18 protein-coding genes and 1 pseudogene are annotated in these 14,796 nt (G+C 67.1%); 9 read left to right on the plus strand and 10 right to left on the minus strand.

Annotated features, from left to right (window positions below):
- Window positions 1-2 precede the first annotated feature (2 nt).
- The 7 genes and pseudogenes from AC07U0_RS14410 to AC07U0_RS14440 all read right to left on the minus strand — a co-directional run bounded on the left by AC07U0_RS14410 (window position 3) and on the right by AC07U0_RS14440 (window position 5,578).
- On the minus strand, window positions 3-596 hold the full coding sequence (locus AC07U0_RS14410; RefSeq protein WP_494720695.1) for a nucleotidyltransferase family protein: 594 nt from the start codon (window positions 594-596) through the stop codon (window positions 3-5).
- A complete protein-coding gene (locus AC07U0_RS14415; protein WP_494720696.1) occupies window positions 593-1,462 on the minus strand; it encodes an XdhC family protein in 870 nt (289 codons plus the stop codon). Before AC07U0_RS14415 ends, AC07U0_RS14410 begins: the two co-directional genes overlap by 4 nt.
- A gap of 385 nt (window positions 1,463-1,847) precedes the next feature.
- The gene (locus tag AC07U0_RS14420; protein WP_494720697.1) at window positions 1,848-2,171 is read right to left on the minus strand and encodes a low affinity iron permease family protein; all 324 of its coding nucleotides are present in this window, start codon (window positions 2,169-2,171) and stop codon (window positions 1,848-1,850) included.
- 566 nt (window positions 2,172-2,737) lie between these two features.
- Complete coding sequence (locus AC07U0_RS14425; RefSeq protein WP_492947574.1) at window positions 2,738-3,343, minus strand: cysteine hydrolase family protein; 606 nt, start codon at window positions 3,341-3,343, stop codon at window positions 2,738-2,740.
- 182 nt (window positions 3,344-3,525) lie between these two features.
- Window positions 3,526-3,705, minus strand: a pseudogene (locus tag AC07U0_RS14430) (con-10 family general stress protein); the annotation flags it as partial.
- A gap of 81 nt (window positions 3,706-3,786) precedes the next feature.
- Window positions 3,787-4,962, minus strand: coding sequence for a zinc-dependent alcohol dehydrogenase (locus tag AC07U0_RS14435; RefSeq protein WP_494720698.1), 1,176 nt, complete (start codon window positions 4,960-4,962; stop codon window positions 3,787-3,789).
- Window positions 4,963-5,005: 43 nt separating this feature from the next.
- Window positions 5,006-5,578 (minus strand): SRPBCC family protein, encoded by a 573-nt coding sequence (locus AC07U0_RS14440; protein WP_494720699.1) that lies wholly within the window; start codon window positions 5,576-5,578, stop codon window positions 5,006-5,008.
- Between the two features lie 119 nt (window positions 5,579-5,697).
- On the opposite strand from AC07U0_RS14440, the gene AC07U0_RS14445 reads away from it, so the two are divergent.
- On the plus strand, window positions 5,698-6,504 hold the full coding sequence (locus tag AC07U0_RS14445; RefSeq protein ID WP_492947577.1) for an SDR family NAD(P)-dependent oxidoreductase: 807 nt from the start codon (window positions 5,698-5,700) through the stop codon (window positions 6,502-6,504).
- Here the strand turns inward: AC07U0_RS14445 and AC07U0_RS14450 are convergent.
- The 3 genes from AC07U0_RS14450 to AC07U0_RS14460 form a co-directional block, all read right to left on the minus strand.
- Window positions 6,501-6,671 carry a hypothetical protein gene (locus tag AC07U0_RS14450; RefSeq protein ID WP_492947578.1) on the minus strand — a complete coding sequence of 57 codons (171 nt, stop codon included), beginning with the start codon at window positions 6,669-6,671 and terminating at the stop codon, window positions 6,501-6,503. The genes AC07U0_RS14445 and AC07U0_RS14450 overlap by 4 nt on opposite strands.
- Window positions 6,672-6,974 carry a plasmid stabilization protein gene (locus tag AC07U0_RS14455; protein ID WP_494720700.1) on the minus strand — a complete coding sequence of 101 codons (303 nt, stop codon included), beginning with the start codon at window positions 6,972-6,974 and terminating at the stop codon, window positions 6,672-6,674. It abuts the gene before it with no gap.
- Window positions 6,975-7,314: 340 nt separating this feature from the next.
- Window positions 7,315-9,414 (minus strand): glycoside hydrolase family 65 protein, encoded by a 2,100-nt coding sequence (locus AC07U0_RS14460; RefSeq protein ID WP_494720701.1) that lies wholly within the window; start codon window positions 9,412-9,414, stop codon window positions 7,315-7,317.
- 497 nt (window positions 9,415-9,911) lie between these two features.
- Between AC07U0_RS14460 and AC07U0_RS14465 the strand changes: the two genes are divergently transcribed.
- From AC07U0_RS14465 to AC07U0_RS14500, 8 genes are all read left to right on the plus strand, one after another.
- Complete coding sequence (locus AC07U0_RS14465; protein WP_494720702.1) at window positions 9,912-10,688, plus strand: Crp/Fnr family transcriptional regulator; 777 nt, start codon at window positions 9,912-9,914, stop codon at window positions 10,686-10,688.
- A gap of 167 nt (window positions 10,689-10,855) precedes the next feature.
- Window positions 10,856-11,503, plus strand: coding sequence for a Crp/Fnr family transcriptional regulator (locus AC07U0_RS14470; protein WP_494720703.1), 648 nt, complete (start codon window positions 10,856-10,858; stop codon window positions 11,501-11,503).
- 172 nt (window positions 11,504-11,675) lie between these two features.
- Complete coding sequence (locus AC07U0_RS14475) at window positions 11,676-11,867, plus strand: hypothetical protein (protein WP_492947583.1); 192 nt, start codon at window positions 11,676-11,678, stop codon at window positions 11,865-11,867.
- A 17-nt stretch (window positions 11,868-11,884) separates the two neighbouring features.
- Window positions 11,885-12,484, plus strand: a complete 600-nt coding sequence (locus tag AC07U0_RS14480; RefSeq protein ID WP_494720704.1) for a Crp/Fnr family transcriptional regulator — start codon at window positions 11,885-11,887, stop codon at window positions 12,482-12,484.
- Between the two features lie 108 nt (window positions 12,485-12,592).
- A complete protein-coding gene (locus AC07U0_RS14485; RefSeq protein ID WP_492947585.1) occupies window positions 12,593-12,985 on the plus strand; it encodes an opioid growth factor receptor-related protein in 393 nt (130 codons plus the stop codon).
- A 265-nt stretch (window positions 12,986-13,250) separates the two neighbouring features.
- On the plus strand, window positions 13,251-13,448 hold the full coding sequence (locus tag AC07U0_RS14490) for a hypothetical protein (protein ID WP_494720705.1): 198 nt from the start codon (window positions 13,251-13,253) through the stop codon (window positions 13,446-13,448).
- Window positions 13,449-13,458: 10 nt separating this feature from the next.
- Window positions 13,459-13,815 carry a hypothetical protein gene (locus AC07U0_RS14495; RefSeq protein WP_494720706.1) on the plus strand — a complete coding sequence of 119 codons (357 nt, stop codon included), beginning with the start codon at window positions 13,459-13,461 and terminating at the stop codon, window positions 13,813-13,815.
- Window positions 13,816-13,887: 72 nt separating this feature from the next.
- Window positions 13,888-14,493 (plus strand): DUF4142 domain-containing protein, encoded by a 606-nt coding sequence (locus tag AC07U0_RS14500; protein WP_494720707.1) that lies wholly within the window; start codon window positions 13,888-13,890, stop codon window positions 14,491-14,493.
- Window positions 14,494-14,796: the final 303 nt, after the last annotated feature.

Here is a 14,796-nt window from a genome sequence, read left to right on the forward strand (position 1 = left end):
TATCAGGAGGCGGTAGAGCGGTTCAGGTCCGACGGCATATCCACGTCGAGGACGGCGCCGGGATTGTCCGAGGGGATCACGATCACGGCGTCCCCAAGGTCGGCCAGCACGCCCTTGGCGCCCTTGTCGCCGGTGATCGCCTTCAGGCGCGGAAAGACCGACCGGCCGAAGGCCGCAGGATGCGCCGGGCCGTCGGGGTGCGATAGCCGCGCGGCTGGCGCTCCGGCTTGCACGGCGTCAAGCAAGGCGTCCGCCTCCGCAGCAGAGACCAGCGGCATATCGCCGAGGAAGATCGCCATGGCTGAGGCGTCCGAAGACAAGGCATCGACGCCCGCCCTGAGCGAGGCTGACAGGCCGTCGCGCCAGTCTTGGGCGACGACGATCGTCAGCCGGTTGTCCGGCAGAGGCGCCAGCGCCGCTTTCACGGCTTCGGCGTCCGACCCGAGCACGACCGTCACCCGGTCGACGCGGGCTGTGAGCGCCGCATCGACAGCCCACAGGATCAGGGGGCGACCGCGCCAGTCCGCCAGCAGTTTGCCGCCGCCGAACCGCGTGCCCGCGCCGGCCGCGAGGACGATCGCGTGACGGCCCGTCACACGCGGCTCGCGATGATTTCGCCAATCACTGCGGTCGCGATCTCCTGGGGCGACCGGGCTGCGATCTTCAGGCCGATGGGGGCGTGCAATCGGTCGATGATCGCGTCGTCCAACCCGGCCTCGGACAGCTTCGTGAGCCGGGCGGCCAGTCGGCGTCGTGATCCGAGCAGGCCGACATATCCGGCCGGGCTGGCCAAGGCGGCGGGGAGGGCCAGATCATCGAGATCGGAATCGTGGGTCGCGAGCGCCACGGCTGTCCAAGGATCCAATCCAAGAGCCCCCAGCGCAGCTGCGGCGTCGGCGTCACGGCGATAGTCGACCGGCAGCGGGGGAGGGGTCTCGGGTCCGTTCGGGCGCAGGAGGGTCACGCGCCAGCCCTGCACAAGACCTTGCTGGGCGATGGCCAGGGCGAAGGGGTCGGTGCCGACCACGACGAGCCTCTGCGAAGGCAGATAGGCGCGCAGGCGATCGGCGGCGGAAACGTCCCCCTCAATCACCCCGCGCGATCGGCCGTCCGAGGTCAGGGTCACGACCCGGCGCTCGGTCTCTGCCCGTCCCAGGGCCGCGATCGCAGGATCGTCCGGCATGATCCGCTCGACGAGGAGTTCCAGCCGGCCTCCGCAGGGCAGGCGGGCGTCGACGAAGGGGCTGCCGCGGCCGTAGACGAGGCGTTTCGGCGCGCCGTCGGTCAGGGTTTCCCTGGCATGCAGGGCCACATCGGCCTCGATACAGCCGCCCGACAGGAAGCCCGCCATGTCGGAAGCGGTGACCACCATCTGGGCGCCCAACCCACGAGGGCCACCCCCTTCGGCGGCGACGATGGTGACCAGGGCGAACGGCTCGGCCCTTGAATGGAGGTCAAACATCCGTGGACGCAGATCATCGTCCAGGCCTGCCATGTACCAGTCGTCCATTCCTTGGTCATAAGCCTCCTGACGCGCATTTAAACCCCGCTCGCCGTCTGGAACGCCGGGGGCGGAAAAACACCAGGCCGTCTGCAGGTGCGAACGTGGGGACCGGCGCCTGTCGATCGGCAAGGCGGAGCAGCACGCGGAAGACGGGCCGGCTCGCCTATGGCGGACCGACGCGGCGAACCGGCGCGCGGGGAGCGCTTGAGCCCAGACACTCTGATCCAGGCTCATATTGGCGAGTAAGCGGCGACTTTCACGGCCTGACCGGCGGGGGGTGGCAAGGGATATCGCAACGCCGCAGGAGGAGACGGCCTCATTCCCGGACGCATGGCGCGGCGACTTACCTCCGTCGGCCGACCTCGCGGATGTCGTTGATTGCGTCGGTGGTCTCATCATCCAGGTTTGCGACTTCATCGCGGGCGCCCTCTGTCGCATGGATCAGTTCGTCCAGCTTGGCCTGCAGGGCGGCGGTGTCGCGGTTCTGTCCCCTCTGAATGATCAGGGTCATGGCGATGGCGACCAGGGTCGCCACCGCATGGAGGTCGAAGCTTTCCGGTTCGACCTGCCGCCAGACGAGGGCGCTGACGACGAGGGCGATCAGGCTGGCGGGGTGGCCCAGGGCGTTGACCGCGGAGACCATGATCTTGTGGAGGTTTTCTCGCATCCCGTCCAAGCGAAGCGGGGATGTCGCTGTTCCTTGACGGGGCCGCGACAAAAGGGCCCGCCCCCGGATGAGCCTTGTCAGACATTCGCCGCCGTCGATCCCGGTTCAGCTCCAGCGTTGGCCGCATAAGCGAGGCTTTGCCCGGGGTGCCGATGTGTTTCCGCCGCCGATCGGGCGAGGGATATTCGGACGGGAGCCGGAAGGGATGGCCATCGGTCGGGCCCACGCGTGAGGAGAGGCGCGGGCGCATCGCTCTTTCACGCACACTCTGCGGAAGGGAGGCAGCGCCACGACGGCTTTGCACAGCGCTTCAGGCCGCGGGACCGTCGTCCTGCCTCCCAAGGGCGCACACTGAAGACGGCCCCAAAGAACGCCCCCGGGGCCACAGTCCCGAAGCCCGCCATCCGATCGCGCCTCGGGGCGCGGCCTCTGTCGCGGACGACCCGGGCGCCGGCAGCAGGCGGCGGGGTCTGTCGGGTCGGCGCCGCATCCTTGGTGAGCGACAAGCCGACCACCCGGGCGGCTCGGCCGGCGGGCTCTGGCGCCGCTCTGAAGATCGGCCCCTTCTAGGTCCAGACCTCGAGCAGTTGCGCGCACTCGACAGTTTCGATCTGCTCGCCATAACGCTGGTGGTAGAGGTCGATCAGGGCGTCATGGGAGGAATCCGCCGAACTGCACAGGGCGTCGGTGACCACGAGAGTGCGATAGCCGCGGTCGATGGCGCCGAGGACGGCGGCCAGCACGCAGACATCGGTCTCTGCTCCGGTCACCACCACGGTGTCGACGCCGCCCGCCCGCAAGGCGGCGTCAAGGCCGGTTTCGATCCAGGGCGAATAGATGCGCTTGTCGAGGACCCGGGCCGGCGGGACGAAGGCGGCCAGAGCGGGGACCAATTCGACGAAGTCCGGGTCCAGCCGGTCCAGCGTCATCTCCGGCCAGCGCGCCCAGTATCGCGCCCACGCGCCAGGCGCCGCCTCTGCGGATCTGGCGGGCACAAAGCGGGTGAAGCAGGTGCGGTCCGCCTTCGCCTCGCAGAGGCGCACGATCACCGGCAGGACCCGCTCCATCCAAGGCGTTTGCCAGGGCGTCGTCTCGGCGAACATCCGTTGCATGTCGATACAAAGATGCACCGCGTTAGACGCCACCGGCCCCCACTTCAGAGTCTGACCCAAGGCGGTCTCCGGGATGCGCCCTACCGCGTGCCTTCGTCGGTCCCCGGCGCGCCCGGGGGCGTGATACTGCGCGCTGCGGGATTGTCCGGATGGTCGGGGTCGCGCAGCCAGGCGTCCGACCCGGGACCGGCGGGCTTGCGGGAGCCGTCGAGCGGATCGGGCGTCGGTCTGCGGGCCTCAACCGACCTTTGTCCCCCCTTGCGGCCCGCGTCGCGGGCCAGGTCGCGGTTCTGGGCGAAGGCGCGCTTTTCGTCTGGAACAGCGGCTCCGCCCAGGCGGGCGATTTCACGTCGTTTCTCCGGGGTCAAGGTGGCGAAGCCGCGCCGGCGCGGGCTGTTGTCGGGTGTCGCGGGAATATCCATGACGTGCTCCTTGGTGGGAAGGGAAGCCTTGTCCTCGCAAGACGGTTCCTGTGTCTGGAACCGGTCTCAGACGCGCCGGGATCAGTGCGGAAGCAGAACGACCTTGGTCCACTCGTTCTGGTTTTCCTTGAAGTTCTTGTAGCCCTCGGCGGCCTGTTCCAGCGGCAGCCGGTGCGAAATCAGGTCGGTGGTGTCGATCTTGCCATCGAGGATCAGCTGCAGCAGCTGGGGCAGATAGTTCTGCACATGGGTCTGGCCGGTCTTGATGGTCAGCCCCTTCTCCATGAGGGCGCCGACGGGGATCTTGTCGGCGAAGCCGCCATAGACGCCGGGGATCGAAACGGTCCCGCCCTTGCGCACGGCCATGATCGTCTCGCGCAGGACGTGGGCGCGGTCGGTGCCCAAACGGACGCTGGTCTTGATCGCGTCGAGTATATTGTCGGGCGAGAAGCCGTGCGCCTCCAAGCCGACGGCGTCGATACAGCTGTCGGGGCCGATGCCGGCCGTCATCTCGGTCAGGGCCTCGCGCACCTTGACCTCATGATAGTTGAGCACCTCGGCGCCATTGGCCCTGGCCAGCTCCAGTCGGCGCGGATGGTGGTCGATGGCGATGACCCGACCCGCGCCCTGTAGCAGGGCCGATTTGATCGCGAACAGGCCGACCGGACCACAGCCCCAGATGGCCACGGTGTCGCCGGGCTTGATTTGGGCGTTCTCGGCGGCCTGCCAGCCGGTGGGGAAGATGTCGGAGAGAAACAGCACCCGCTCGTCGGAGATCCCGTCCGGAATCCTGATCGGCCCATAGTCGGAGTAGGGGACGCGCGCATACTCGGCCTGGCCACCGGCGTAACCGCCAGTCAGGTGCGAATAGCCAAAGGCGCCGGTCATGGCGTAGCCGTAGGCGATCTCCGAAGCGTCGGCCTTCTCGGCCGGATTGGAGTTGTCGCAGGCGGCCGGCATCTTGTGGTCGCAGAAGAAGCATTTGCCGCAGGCGATGACGAACGGCACCACGACCCGGTCGCCGACCTTGAGCGTCGTGTTTTCCTTCCCGACTTCCTCGACGATCCCCATGAACTCATGGCCCAGGATGTCGCCGTTCGACATGCCGGGGATGTAGCTGTCGTAGAGGTGCAGGTCCGAGCCGCAGATGGCGGTGGCCGTGACCTTGATGATGGCGTCGCGGGGATTGATGATCTTGGGGTCGGGGACCGTGTCCACCTTGACGTTGTGTTTGCCGTGCCAGGTCAGTGCGCGCATGCGAGATCCTTCGGGGAATGAGGGAGGCGGCCGGAGCCGGAGATCAGAGGTGACGGTGGGCGCGGGGGGCGGCGTCGGGCGCCCTTGAGGTTGAGACCTCGCCCGTCTCCATCAGCTGTTTGAAGCGGCGCAGCTCACGCCGGGCCTGCACGCGCGGCTCGCGCTGCAGGACCTTGGCGACGACCTTGCCGATGGCGCCGGCGGGTGGATCGTAGCTGATGAACAGCCGCACCTCGGTGCCGCGCCCGAAGGCGTTGTCGCGGAACTCGATCCAGCCCTCGTGGTCGACGTCGGAACCCTCGCTGGAGGTCCAGGCGATCCGCTCGCCCGGAATGTCCTCGGTGATCTCGGAGACCAGTTCGACGTCCATCCCGCCCGGACCCGCGACCGTCCATTGCGACCGGCCGGCCTCCAGGATTTCGACCGACTTCACGTTCTCCATGAAACTCGGCAGGTTGGTGATGTCGCTCCAATAGTCATAGAGCTCGCGCCGGGGGCGGTTGATCATGGCCGCCCGGATGCTGGTCGCCGCGTGGTCGCCCTCGACATTGTCCTTGTCGATGAAGGCGGGGGAGGCGACCTCGGCGTCGGTCGAAATCGGGTCTTCGGAAGGCATGGCGTTCTCCGTCTACTGGCTCTCCAATCCCTCCGCGTCCTGCCCGTTCCAGCGCCGCCATACGGAACTTGCGGTCGTCCGGGCTATTACCGCCGCTTCGAACCCGCTGGAGATTTCTTATGTCGGATTATGGACTTACGTCGGCGCAAGCCGCGCGCCCGCTCGCCCTGGTTACAGGCGCCTCGTCGGGGATCGGCTATGAGCTGGCCCGACTTTTCGCCTCCGACGGCTTCGATCTGATCGTCGCGGCGGACACCCCGCTGGCCGAGGCGCAACAGGCTTTCGAAGGCTTGGGCGCGCGGGTCGAGACCCTGCAGACGGACCTGTCGACGCCGGAGGGCGTCCAGGCCCTCTACGGCCTGACCGCTGGCCGCCCGATCGACGCCCTGGCGGCCAATGCCGGTCACGGCCTGGGGGAGGGCTTCCTCGATCAGGACTTCGAGGACATCCTGCATGTCATCAACACGAACATCACCGGCACGACCCGGCTGCTGTATCTGATCGGCCGCGACATGCGGGCGCGGGGCAAGGGCCAGATCCTGTTGACCGGCTCGATTGCCGGTCTGATGCCGGGCAGCTTCCAAGCCGTCTACAACGCCTCAAAGGCCTATGTGGACAGTTTCGCGTTCGCCCTGCGCAATGAGCTTAAGGACACAGGCGTCAGCGTCACGGTCCTGATGCCCGGACCGACCGACACCGAGTTCTTCGCCCGCGCGGGGATGGAAGACACTGCGGTGGGCGAAGGCAAGAAGATGGACCCCGCCAAGGTCGCCGAGATCGGCTATCGCGCCATGCAGCGCGGTGACGGGGACGTCGTTGCCGGTGTCATGAATAAGGTCCAGGCGGCCATGGCCGCTGTCACGCCTCAGAGCGCGCTCGCTGAAATGCACCGCAAACAGGCCGAGCCCGGCTCGGGCGAGGGCTAGCTCTCCTGGGCCTCGTCGGCGTCCTCAGACGGCGTCGGCGAGGCTCCGCCTCTGACGGCTCGGCCGACACGCGCCTGTTCCCGGGCTTCTTCCTGGACGTCCAAAGCGTCCGGGGTGTCGGACCGGGGCGCTTCTGTCTTGCCGGAGGTCGAGGGTGCGGCGGTCATTCAGCCGGCCTTCTTGCGTCGGGTTTCCCAACCCTTTTTGGCTGCCGCCGACCGATCCGCCTTCGGACGTGAGGCGGAGGCGGCGCCGCCTTTGCGGCCGCCCTTATGGGCGGCCGGATGGCCGGTGGACCTGCCCCGGCCGGAGCCGCTCTTCTTGCCACCGCCGTCGTCCTTGTTGACGGTAGCCCACGCGCGGCGCTCGGCCTCCTTTTCAGAGACCCCCCGCTTTTCGTAGCCCTCGGCGATATGGTCCGCCTTGCGCTCCTGTTTGTCGGTATAGGTCGACTTGTCGCCTCTCGGCATGGTGCGTCTCCTTTCCGGATCAATGCGGCAAGCGGAGACGGCGTTCCTCTGTTCAAAAGGCGACAATGGATCCGCGACCCTCAGCGCCCATCAGGTGCGAGACGCCCGGCGTCGCACGCTCAAGGGGGCGCGTCTCCGTCCAGAGGATTGGGCCGGCCCGAGCCTACGGTGGGGGAGAATGGAATCGATTTCCACACATGACGTCCGGACGCCGCCGCTGGACGAACCCTGTCCCGGCCTCAGGCTGTCCCAAGAGACAGCGCCGGACGGCGCTGGTGTAAAAGTTGGGCCAGGCGGCCCCTCGGGCGTCGTCAGCAAGGCTGGAAGCTTCTCGGGCCGGTCACCTCTGACAGGCGCGTACGTCGGACCAGACAGGCGCAAGGCTCGCCTGATCCGCGCCGTGGGTCGCCTGGAGAGACCAGGGTTCGCCCCGGATCCACAGGCGTTCGATCTCAAGGGCCGTCCAGCCCTTTGGCAGAACGACGGGCCGGCGAGGCCACTGGCGAGGATCGCCGTCGTCAATGACAAGGCCGGTGAGGCCGAGCATCAGTCCCATCAACATCCCGCCCAGATTGGCGAAGAAAGGCCCGGCGGCGACCTGGCTATCGGGGTGATCGGGCCGATACTCCAGACACTGATGAAAGCGGCCGCTGTCGTAGGCGGCATAGCCCTCTTCGAACAGCTTCAACGCCAGGTCACGGTCGCCGGTCATGGCCGCCCAGGTGGTGTAGAGGGCGGGGAACATCGGGGCGCCGACGTAGTCCGGCCAGCGTTTAAGGTAGAACTCCAGCGTCTGCCGCCGCTCGCTTTCGGAAGCGGGGTAGTCATAGGGAAACAGGCCCGCGAGCGGAGAGGGGGTTGCGCCCTTGTCCTCGGTGATGCGGAAGCCGTCGTGAGAGGCGATGATCCCGTCGGTTCGTCTCGGGAGATACAGGTCTTTAGAAGCCTTCAGCCATTCAGGAGGGGCAGGGCGTGCGAGCTGCTCCGCTGCGCGTATGGCGCGTTTCAGGATCTGGTCGGCCGCCATCAGGGTGAAGGCGTCATTGTCCGGCGGTTGCGGGACCTCTGCAGGTCCCGTCGACCGTTTGATCTCCAGGCCCCGGTCCGTTCGCGTGACCCGGCTGACAATCCAGTCGGCGGCGCCTTCCAGGATCGGCCAGGCCTCCTGCTCCAGCCACGCGGCGTCTCCCGTGGCGTCGGCAAAGAGGGCGAAGGCTCGGGCGGTATGAAGCGTGCCGTGGTCCTCATGTGCGGCTGAGGCGCCGCCGCCGGGCGCCGCCTCCTGGCCGGACAAGGGCGCGGCTTCCCACGGGAACTGCAGTCCTCTTCGTCCGGACAATCGCGCGTTCGACCGCGCCGCCTCGACGCCCCGCCGACGGAAATCCAGCATCGCCCGCGCCCCGTCGGGCTGGAGCAGGACCAGCGGCGGCACGCAGAAGGCGTCCACGTCCCACATGACGTGACCGAAGTAGTAGTTGTAGTCGTGCCAGGTCGCGAGGCCAAACATGGAGGTGGCCGCCGGCGACGCGGGATGCGCCGAACTGTTCAGATAATAGAAGGCGGCGTCGATCAGGGCCTGATGGCGGTCGGGCGCGCCGCGTGCCACGATGCGGCCGTTCCACAGGTCGGTCCAGGTCTCACGATTGCGGGCGCGCAAGACGTCGAATCCGGTTTCCTGCGCGCGCGCCAGCCGGCGTACAGCCTCTTCATCGGGCCGGGCGTGCAGAACGGAGGGGACCAGGGCGACGATCTGACGAAGACGCGTCGGCCGGTCCGCGCGCCCGCGCGTGACATAGTCCGTGCGCAGAGGGCCCGTCGCATCCCAGGTCGACACGCCGCGCCCGACCTGTTGTGCGCTCCGGACCTCGCTGGCCAGGGCCAGGCCGCACTGGCTCAGGCCGCCGTCCGATTCAAACAGCAGAGAGCCATCGCCGACAGGCGCCGCTTCGCCTGGTGTATCGGTGCGGTGACGCAGCACCCGGCCCCGCAGCCCGGCGGTCTCGACGATCGCCCGCAACCCGATATCGCAGGCCCGGTCCGGCTGGACCATGACCTCCTGCAGGACGATCGAGGGCGCGGTACGGCTGGCGAAGGTCACGACGGTGACTTCCGCGGTGACCCCGCCTCCCGCGTAGCGGAAGCGGCTGGTCAGCTCCGCAGCGCCGAAATCATAGGCCTGGCGCAGGTCGGATACGCTGGAAGGCTGATCATTCAGCCACACGCCGTTCAGGGCGATATCGGCGGCGAGCGGATAGGGTGCGAAGGCCGCCGCCTCGATCCGGCGCTCTGGGTGTTCGCCCGCAAAGCCCGAGACCAGCGCCATCCCGGGCTGCAGCGGTTGCTCGCGCACCCGCAGTCCAATCAGTCCGTTCCCCACATAGGCGGGAAGGGCTCCGTCACGCGGGCCGATCTCCTCAGGCGGATTGACAGGTCGGCTCAATCGCGGCGCTCCAACAGCAGGGCGTCACGAAGCGGGGTGTGGTGGCCGGCGAGTTCGAAAGTGAGGTCGATTTGCGCGATCAAGGCCGTCTGGTCTTTCCAACCGACTCTGCGGCGCGTCGCGTCGAGATGCGTCCGAAGCAGCCTCTTTGTGGCGAGTGGGCCCCGTGAAGCCGTCCGGCATGGCGTCACGGGAGCCGCGTGACGCGGCCCGGGGACCCGGCGATCTTTATCTGCGCCATGGATGAGAGTTTGATGGGGTTTCCAGCTCACGGCGTGAAGGTCCTGACCTGCTGTCGCACAGGTTTTCTCCCCGATTTAAGGCGCGTCGGCCCGCGGCGTTCCAGTGTCGGAAAACCGACGGACCCGGGAGGGGCAGGGCTGCCGCCGCCGAAGATTTTTCCTGCGCAGGGCCGAAGACTGGTAGGGTCGACGCCGCTGAGGGTCTTCCGCCATCGGCCAGACGTCACGGCGACTGGCGCCGTCAGGATCTCCTGGATGACGACTTCCCTCAGAATGAAGCTGGAACAGTACACGGCGTTCAGCGCCGCGGAATGTCCTCGGGTGGACGCCCTGTCGCGATACCCCTCTGAAGTCTTTGCCGCAGGGGAGATGATCCTCTCGGAGGGTGAGAAGGTGGGCCAGATTCATCTCATCACCCAGGGGTTTGCGACGCGATCCAAGACCTTGCGCGACGGCACGCGGCAGATCGTCGCCTTCATGATCCCGGGGGATCTCTGCGACCTGGAGGTCTTCGTCCTTGAGGGCATGGATCACGACATCGTCGCCATGACCGACACGACGTGCGTGCTTATCGCGGTTCCGGACATCGTCGAGCTGCTGTCGGAGATGTCCACCCTGACCATGGCCCTGTGGTGGAGCACCATGACGGATTCCGCCGTGCTTCGTAGCCGGATCGTCGATCAGGGCCGGCGCGAGGCCCCTGAGCGGCTGGCGCATCTCTTTTACGAACTGCTGATCCGGTACCGCGTCATCGGTATGGCTGCCGACAATGCCTATCCGCTTCCGCTGACGCAGGAAGGTCTCGCGGACGCGGCCGGCATGTCTCCCGTCCACGCCGATCGCAGCCTTCAGCAGATGAGGTCCGAGGGCCTTGCCACCTTCGAGCGCGGCGTCGTGTCCGTTCTGGACGCGCCGGGACTCAAACAGGCGGCCGGCTTCGAAGCCGATTATCTGCATCTGATCCGCAGCGAGCGTGAAAGCGATGTCTCGAGCCGGGCAGGCGACCTGATCCAAGGCGTTTCCCGCAACTAATCCGGCGCGGCTTAACATACGATAATGCAAGCGCCGCCGTTATTGGCGAACCCGATGCCATGGGTGAATCGCCAGCGTACGACGTGCCTCCGGGAGACCTTCTCGGGGACCGATTCCGGGAGTTTTTCCGTCTGACGGCCGAGGAGGAAGAGGCGCTCTCGGGCGCCTTGGGACCCATTCAGCAGTTTCCGCGCGATCATGTGCTGCGGCGCGACGGCGCCGAGCCGACCCATCTTTATCTTCTGGTGGAAGGCTGGGTCGCCGCCTCCATTCCCCTGACCTCCGGCAAGCAGCAGATCATCAAGATCCACCTGCCGCGCGATCTCGTCGGCGCGGCCAGCCTCTGTGTCATCCGCGCCGCCGATTGCCTGACGGCGGTGACGCCTGTCGCTGTCCGGAAAATCTCGCGCGCCGATCTGATGTCCCTGTTCGTCCGCTATCCCCGGATCGCCAGCTCTCTGTTCCTGAGCGCCCAGAAGGAGCGGGTCGCCCTGATGGACAGCCTGGCCATCCGCCAGAGCGAGGGCGGGGCCCGGATTGCGGGCATGCTGACCGATCTTCACGACCGGCTGGCAGCCCTGGGTCTGGTCACTGATGGGGCGTTCCAGCTGCCGCTGACCCAGGATCAGATCGGCGACTTGGTGGGGCTGTCGCCGGTCCATGTGAACCGCAAGCTGCGCGAGATGGACAATGCCGGAATCATCGAACGGACCGCCCGGATGATACGGCTGTCCGATATCGACCGGCTCCGTGTCATGGCCAATCTGCCGTCTCACACGTACCAGCGTGATCCCGACTGGGTCCTCCTGCCGTGACGCCGCAAGAGCTGTGTCGAAAAACGACGCAGGTCCTAACATATGATAAGGCGCTGCCCCGGACCCCCGCCTATGACAAGGCATCGCGTGCCGCGGATTTCTCGCGCACGCTGCTGGAAAACATCAGTATCGCACGCCGCACACTCCCGCCTGTCAGGCTCGTGAGCGCCTCATGACCTTCTTCTGCTTTCTGGATACCGACCGCAGCGACACGCCGCATATGGAACCGCTCGACGCGGCGTCTCTCGACGACGCCCGCATCGAGGCCCGTCGTCTGATGGCCCAGCACGCCAGCGCTTCACGCGCGCGCATTTTCCTCGACGCCGCGGAGGTGGACATGCTGCGGCGCGACGATTCCGCATGACCCCGGAAAGCCAAAAGGTGGCTTTCCGGAGCGAGAATGTCCTGCTGTCGGCCTTGGGTTCAGAGGCGTCGCCGGGTCGGCGGGTGCGTCTCGCTGCAGGGCAAGGTCTCGATCTCGCAGGCGACATCATCTGGTTTCCCTTGACGGCGGTGGTTCGCATGGAGGTCGGCGATCCTCTCGTGCTTGGCGGGTGGATCGGCGACGAGGGCGCAGTGGGATTGGCTGAGGGTCTGGAAGGCGACCACTCCAACCGTCGCGCCATCGTGGAGGTCGGCGGCGAGGCCTGGGCAGTGTCCCGCGCCTCTGTGACGGAGCTTCTGTCCCAGTCGTCGTCCTTCACCGACGCGGTCGTGAGGTGGCTGGCCGAAAGTCTCGCCGAGGCCCGACAGGCGGCGGCCTTCAATGCCTGCGGCAATGCTCGAGATCGGGTCACCAACCTGATCGAGACCCTTGATCGCCTGCATGGGCATGGCCTGGACTTTCCCATGAGCCAGGCCGAGATGGCGCGACTGACGGGCATCCAGCGGACGACAGTCTGCGGTATCGTGGTCGGGCTCAAGCGTGAGAAGCGCATCACCCACACGCGGGCGCGCTTCAGGGTCCTGCGTCGGCTGTGAGCCTGGTTCCGGCCCGGGACGGAGCCGCCGTCCCTTCAGCGCGTTGTCGCGATTATGAGCAAGCTTACGGACTTCCTTCAAGGCGTCGGACCGGACGCGGCGGGGCGAATGATCGACGAGGTGCTTCGGCTCCCGCCTGCCGATCTGGAGCGCTTCCACGACTTCATTCAGTGGCTTTTCCCCTTGCCGGAACCCAGTGCGGCGGTCCCCGGATCGCCCATCCTCTCGATCGATGACATCGCCCTGATCCATCGGTCGGAACCTGCGCAGCGAAACCTCGCCGAAGCCTCGGCGCTGATGTCGGGCTTTTACGCGGAGACCGATCATTGGCTCCGCGAGACCGACCACAACCACCTGCGCATCACGCGTATCGTCCGGAGCCTGCGCGTTCTGGTGGACGACGCTGCGGCCGACACCTTCGCAAAGGCTATCCATGACCGCGTCGCAGCCACGGGCGCTCCGATAAGTTCGGCGAGCCGCGCCTACTGGGCCGCAGCCTGAGAGGGGGCGGCCGCCTCCTGCGTAGGGCGACGTTGGCATCCGACCTGAACCCTATCCGGCGTCGAACGCGACCGGACGGCGTGATGCGCCGCCCAGGGTCGAAGCCCGATCCGGGTCCGGTCTGATCGGTTATCCGAAAGGCTTGCCGGGAGTCCTGGCCCTTCTGCCGGCTCGTTATGCTGCAGAGGGTGAGCCCTGAGTCCGATTTCGGACGGAGAAACCAATCCCGCCCGGACGGATTAGCCGTCCGACAAGGGAGATCGACATGACCGCCGAAACGACTGCACCGGATAACGCCAATGGAGAACTGGCCCTGGCCATCGTTCTGGAGGACCTCCAGGCGCGGGTCGCCAAGGCGGAAATGACCGAAGACGAAGCGAAGTCCCTGGTCGCGGCGGCGCTCGAGCGGTTTCCGGCGTCCATGCACCCGCAGGTGCATGCGCTTCTCGACAGTCGGTCCTGAGCCGCGGGCCATGATCCTTTTCTGCTTCATCGATCACGGACCGGACGCCGCCGTCGGCATGAGTTTGCTCTCGGCGACCGGGCCGGAGGCGAGCCTTGCCGAAGCGCAGGATGTCCTGCGGTCGCACCCCGGCGCAAGGGCGGCTCACGTCTTCGACGGCGATATGTTCGTGGGTACGGCGGAGGCCCCGGCCTTCGGCTTTGTCGGAACCAACAATACCGACCCGATCTCGGCTGACGCGGCCGCCGTCCCCGCTTCGGTGGCCCTGACCGAGCCGACCGCCGTCCCGGCGTTCGAGACCGCGGCGCCGCTTGTCGGGCGGGCGCGGCCGCGCCGCAAGCCGATGGCGACGCGCGCGCCCGGTTGATCGACTTTGACGGGTTTCGGAGGGAAGGCGCGCCGCTCTCTCCGGGTGAAACGGGCGCTGGAGGCACAGACTATGAGAACCATGATGATGACGACGGCGGCGATCGCCCTGACGCTGGCGGCGTCGGCCTGTCAGAAGGAGACGGGCGGCGCGCCCGATCAGCAGAACCAGGCCGTGAACGCAGTTCAGGACCATGCCGCGGGTGTGGTCGGAACCGTCGCCGCCCCGGCGGGGGCAGCCACCAATGAAGGCTTCGTTTCGAGCGCGGCCATCGGCGGCCTGTATGAGGTCGAGGCGGGCAAGATCGCGGCCTCCCGTTCGACCAATCCCCGGATCAAGGCGCTGGGGTCGAAGATGGTGGCCGATCACGGCAAGGCCGGCGACGAGTTGAAGGCGATCGCAGGTCGGCTCAATCTGGCCGTCCCCGCCACGCTGGATGAGCGCCACCGGGGCCTCATCGATAATCTCCGGGGCGCCACGGATCAGGATTTCGACCGGGTCTATCTGCAGCAGCAGGAGGCCGCCCACAATGAGACCGCCATGCTGCTCACCGATTATGGACGTGTCAGCGATCAGGCAGATCTGAAGGGATGGGCCGCCAAGACCCTGCCGGTGGTCCAGATGCACCAGCATATGGTCGATGAACTCGACGAGGCTGACGCCGACGCCTCGCACTGAGAGGCTGACGTCTGACGTCCGCGGTGCCCTGAAGGCGACGTTTGAGAGGGCCTGCCGCCCTGCGGCGGGCCCTGTGGTTCGACGCCATGGTGGAACGGGTTCGACAGGGCAGTGGTGGTGTCCCCAAAACGGGGCGGGCAGGTTACCGGAGGTGCGTCCCCTCGACCCGAAATCTACGCTTCAAGCTCGCGATCACGATCGTGGCGCCGGCGACGGGCGTCAGGGCGAGTATCGGCGCACCGGCGTCCGTCACCAGGCTTTCACCAGTCCGCCTCTGGTCTGGCCACCGCCTGGCCGATCACC

This window comes from Brevundimonas sp. GW821-FHT02A10 (genome assembly GCF_059422025.1).

Excerpts from the sequence above, each read along its gene's own strand:
- AC07U0_RS14415 (WP_494720696.1), bottom strand. The coding sequence starts at position 1,462 with ATGTTTGACCTCCATTCAAGGGCCGAGCCGTTCGCCCTGGTCACCATC.
- AC07U0_RS14420 (WP_494720697.1), bottom strand. The coding sequence starts at position 2,171 with ATGCGAGAAAACCTCCACAAGATCATGGTCTCCGCGGTCAACGCCCTG.
- AC07U0_RS14435 (WP_494720698.1), bottom strand. The coding sequence starts at position 4,962 with ATGCGCGCACTGACCTGGCACGGCAAACACAACGTCAAGGTGGACACG.
- AC07U0_RS14440 (WP_494720699.1), bottom strand. The coding sequence starts at position 5,578 with ATGCCTTCCGAAGACCCGATTTCGACCGACGCCGAGGTCGCCTCCCCC.
- AC07U0_RS14445 (WP_492947577.1), top strand. The coding sequence starts at position 5,698 with ATGTCGGATTATGGACTTACGTCGGCGCAAGCCGCGCGCCCGCTCGCC.
- AC07U0_RS14450 (WP_492947578.1), bottom strand. The coding sequence starts at position 6,671 with ATGACCGCCGCACCCTCGACCTCCGGCAAGACAGAAGCGCCCCGGTCC.
- AC07U0_RS14455 (WP_494720700.1), bottom strand. The coding sequence starts at position 6,974 with ATGCCGAGAGGCGACAAGTCGACCTATACCGACAAACAGGAGCGCAAG.
- AC07U0_RS14465 (WP_494720702.1), top strand. The coding sequence starts at position 9,912 with ATGACGACTTCCCTCAGAATGAAGCTGGAACAGTACACGGCGTTCAGC.
- AC07U0_RS14475 (WP_492947583.1), top strand. The coding sequence starts at position 11,676 with ATGACCTTCTTCTGCTTTCTGGATACCGACCGCAGCGACACGCCGCAT.
- AC07U0_RS14485 (WP_492947585.1), top strand. The coding sequence starts at position 12,593 with ATGATCGACGAGGTGCTTCGGCTCCCGCCTGCCGATCTGGAGCGCTTC.
- AC07U0_RS14490 (WP_494720705.1), top strand. The coding sequence starts at position 13,251 with ATGACCGCCGAAACGACTGCACCGGATAACGCCAATGGAGAACTGGCC.
- AC07U0_RS14495 (WP_494720706.1), top strand. The coding sequence starts at position 13,459 with ATGATCCTTTTCTGCTTCATCGATCACGGACCGGACGCCGCCGTCGGC.
- AC07U0_RS14500 (WP_494720707.1), top strand. The coding sequence starts at position 13,888 with ATGAGAACCATGATGATGACGACGGCGGCGATCGCCCTGACGCTGGCG.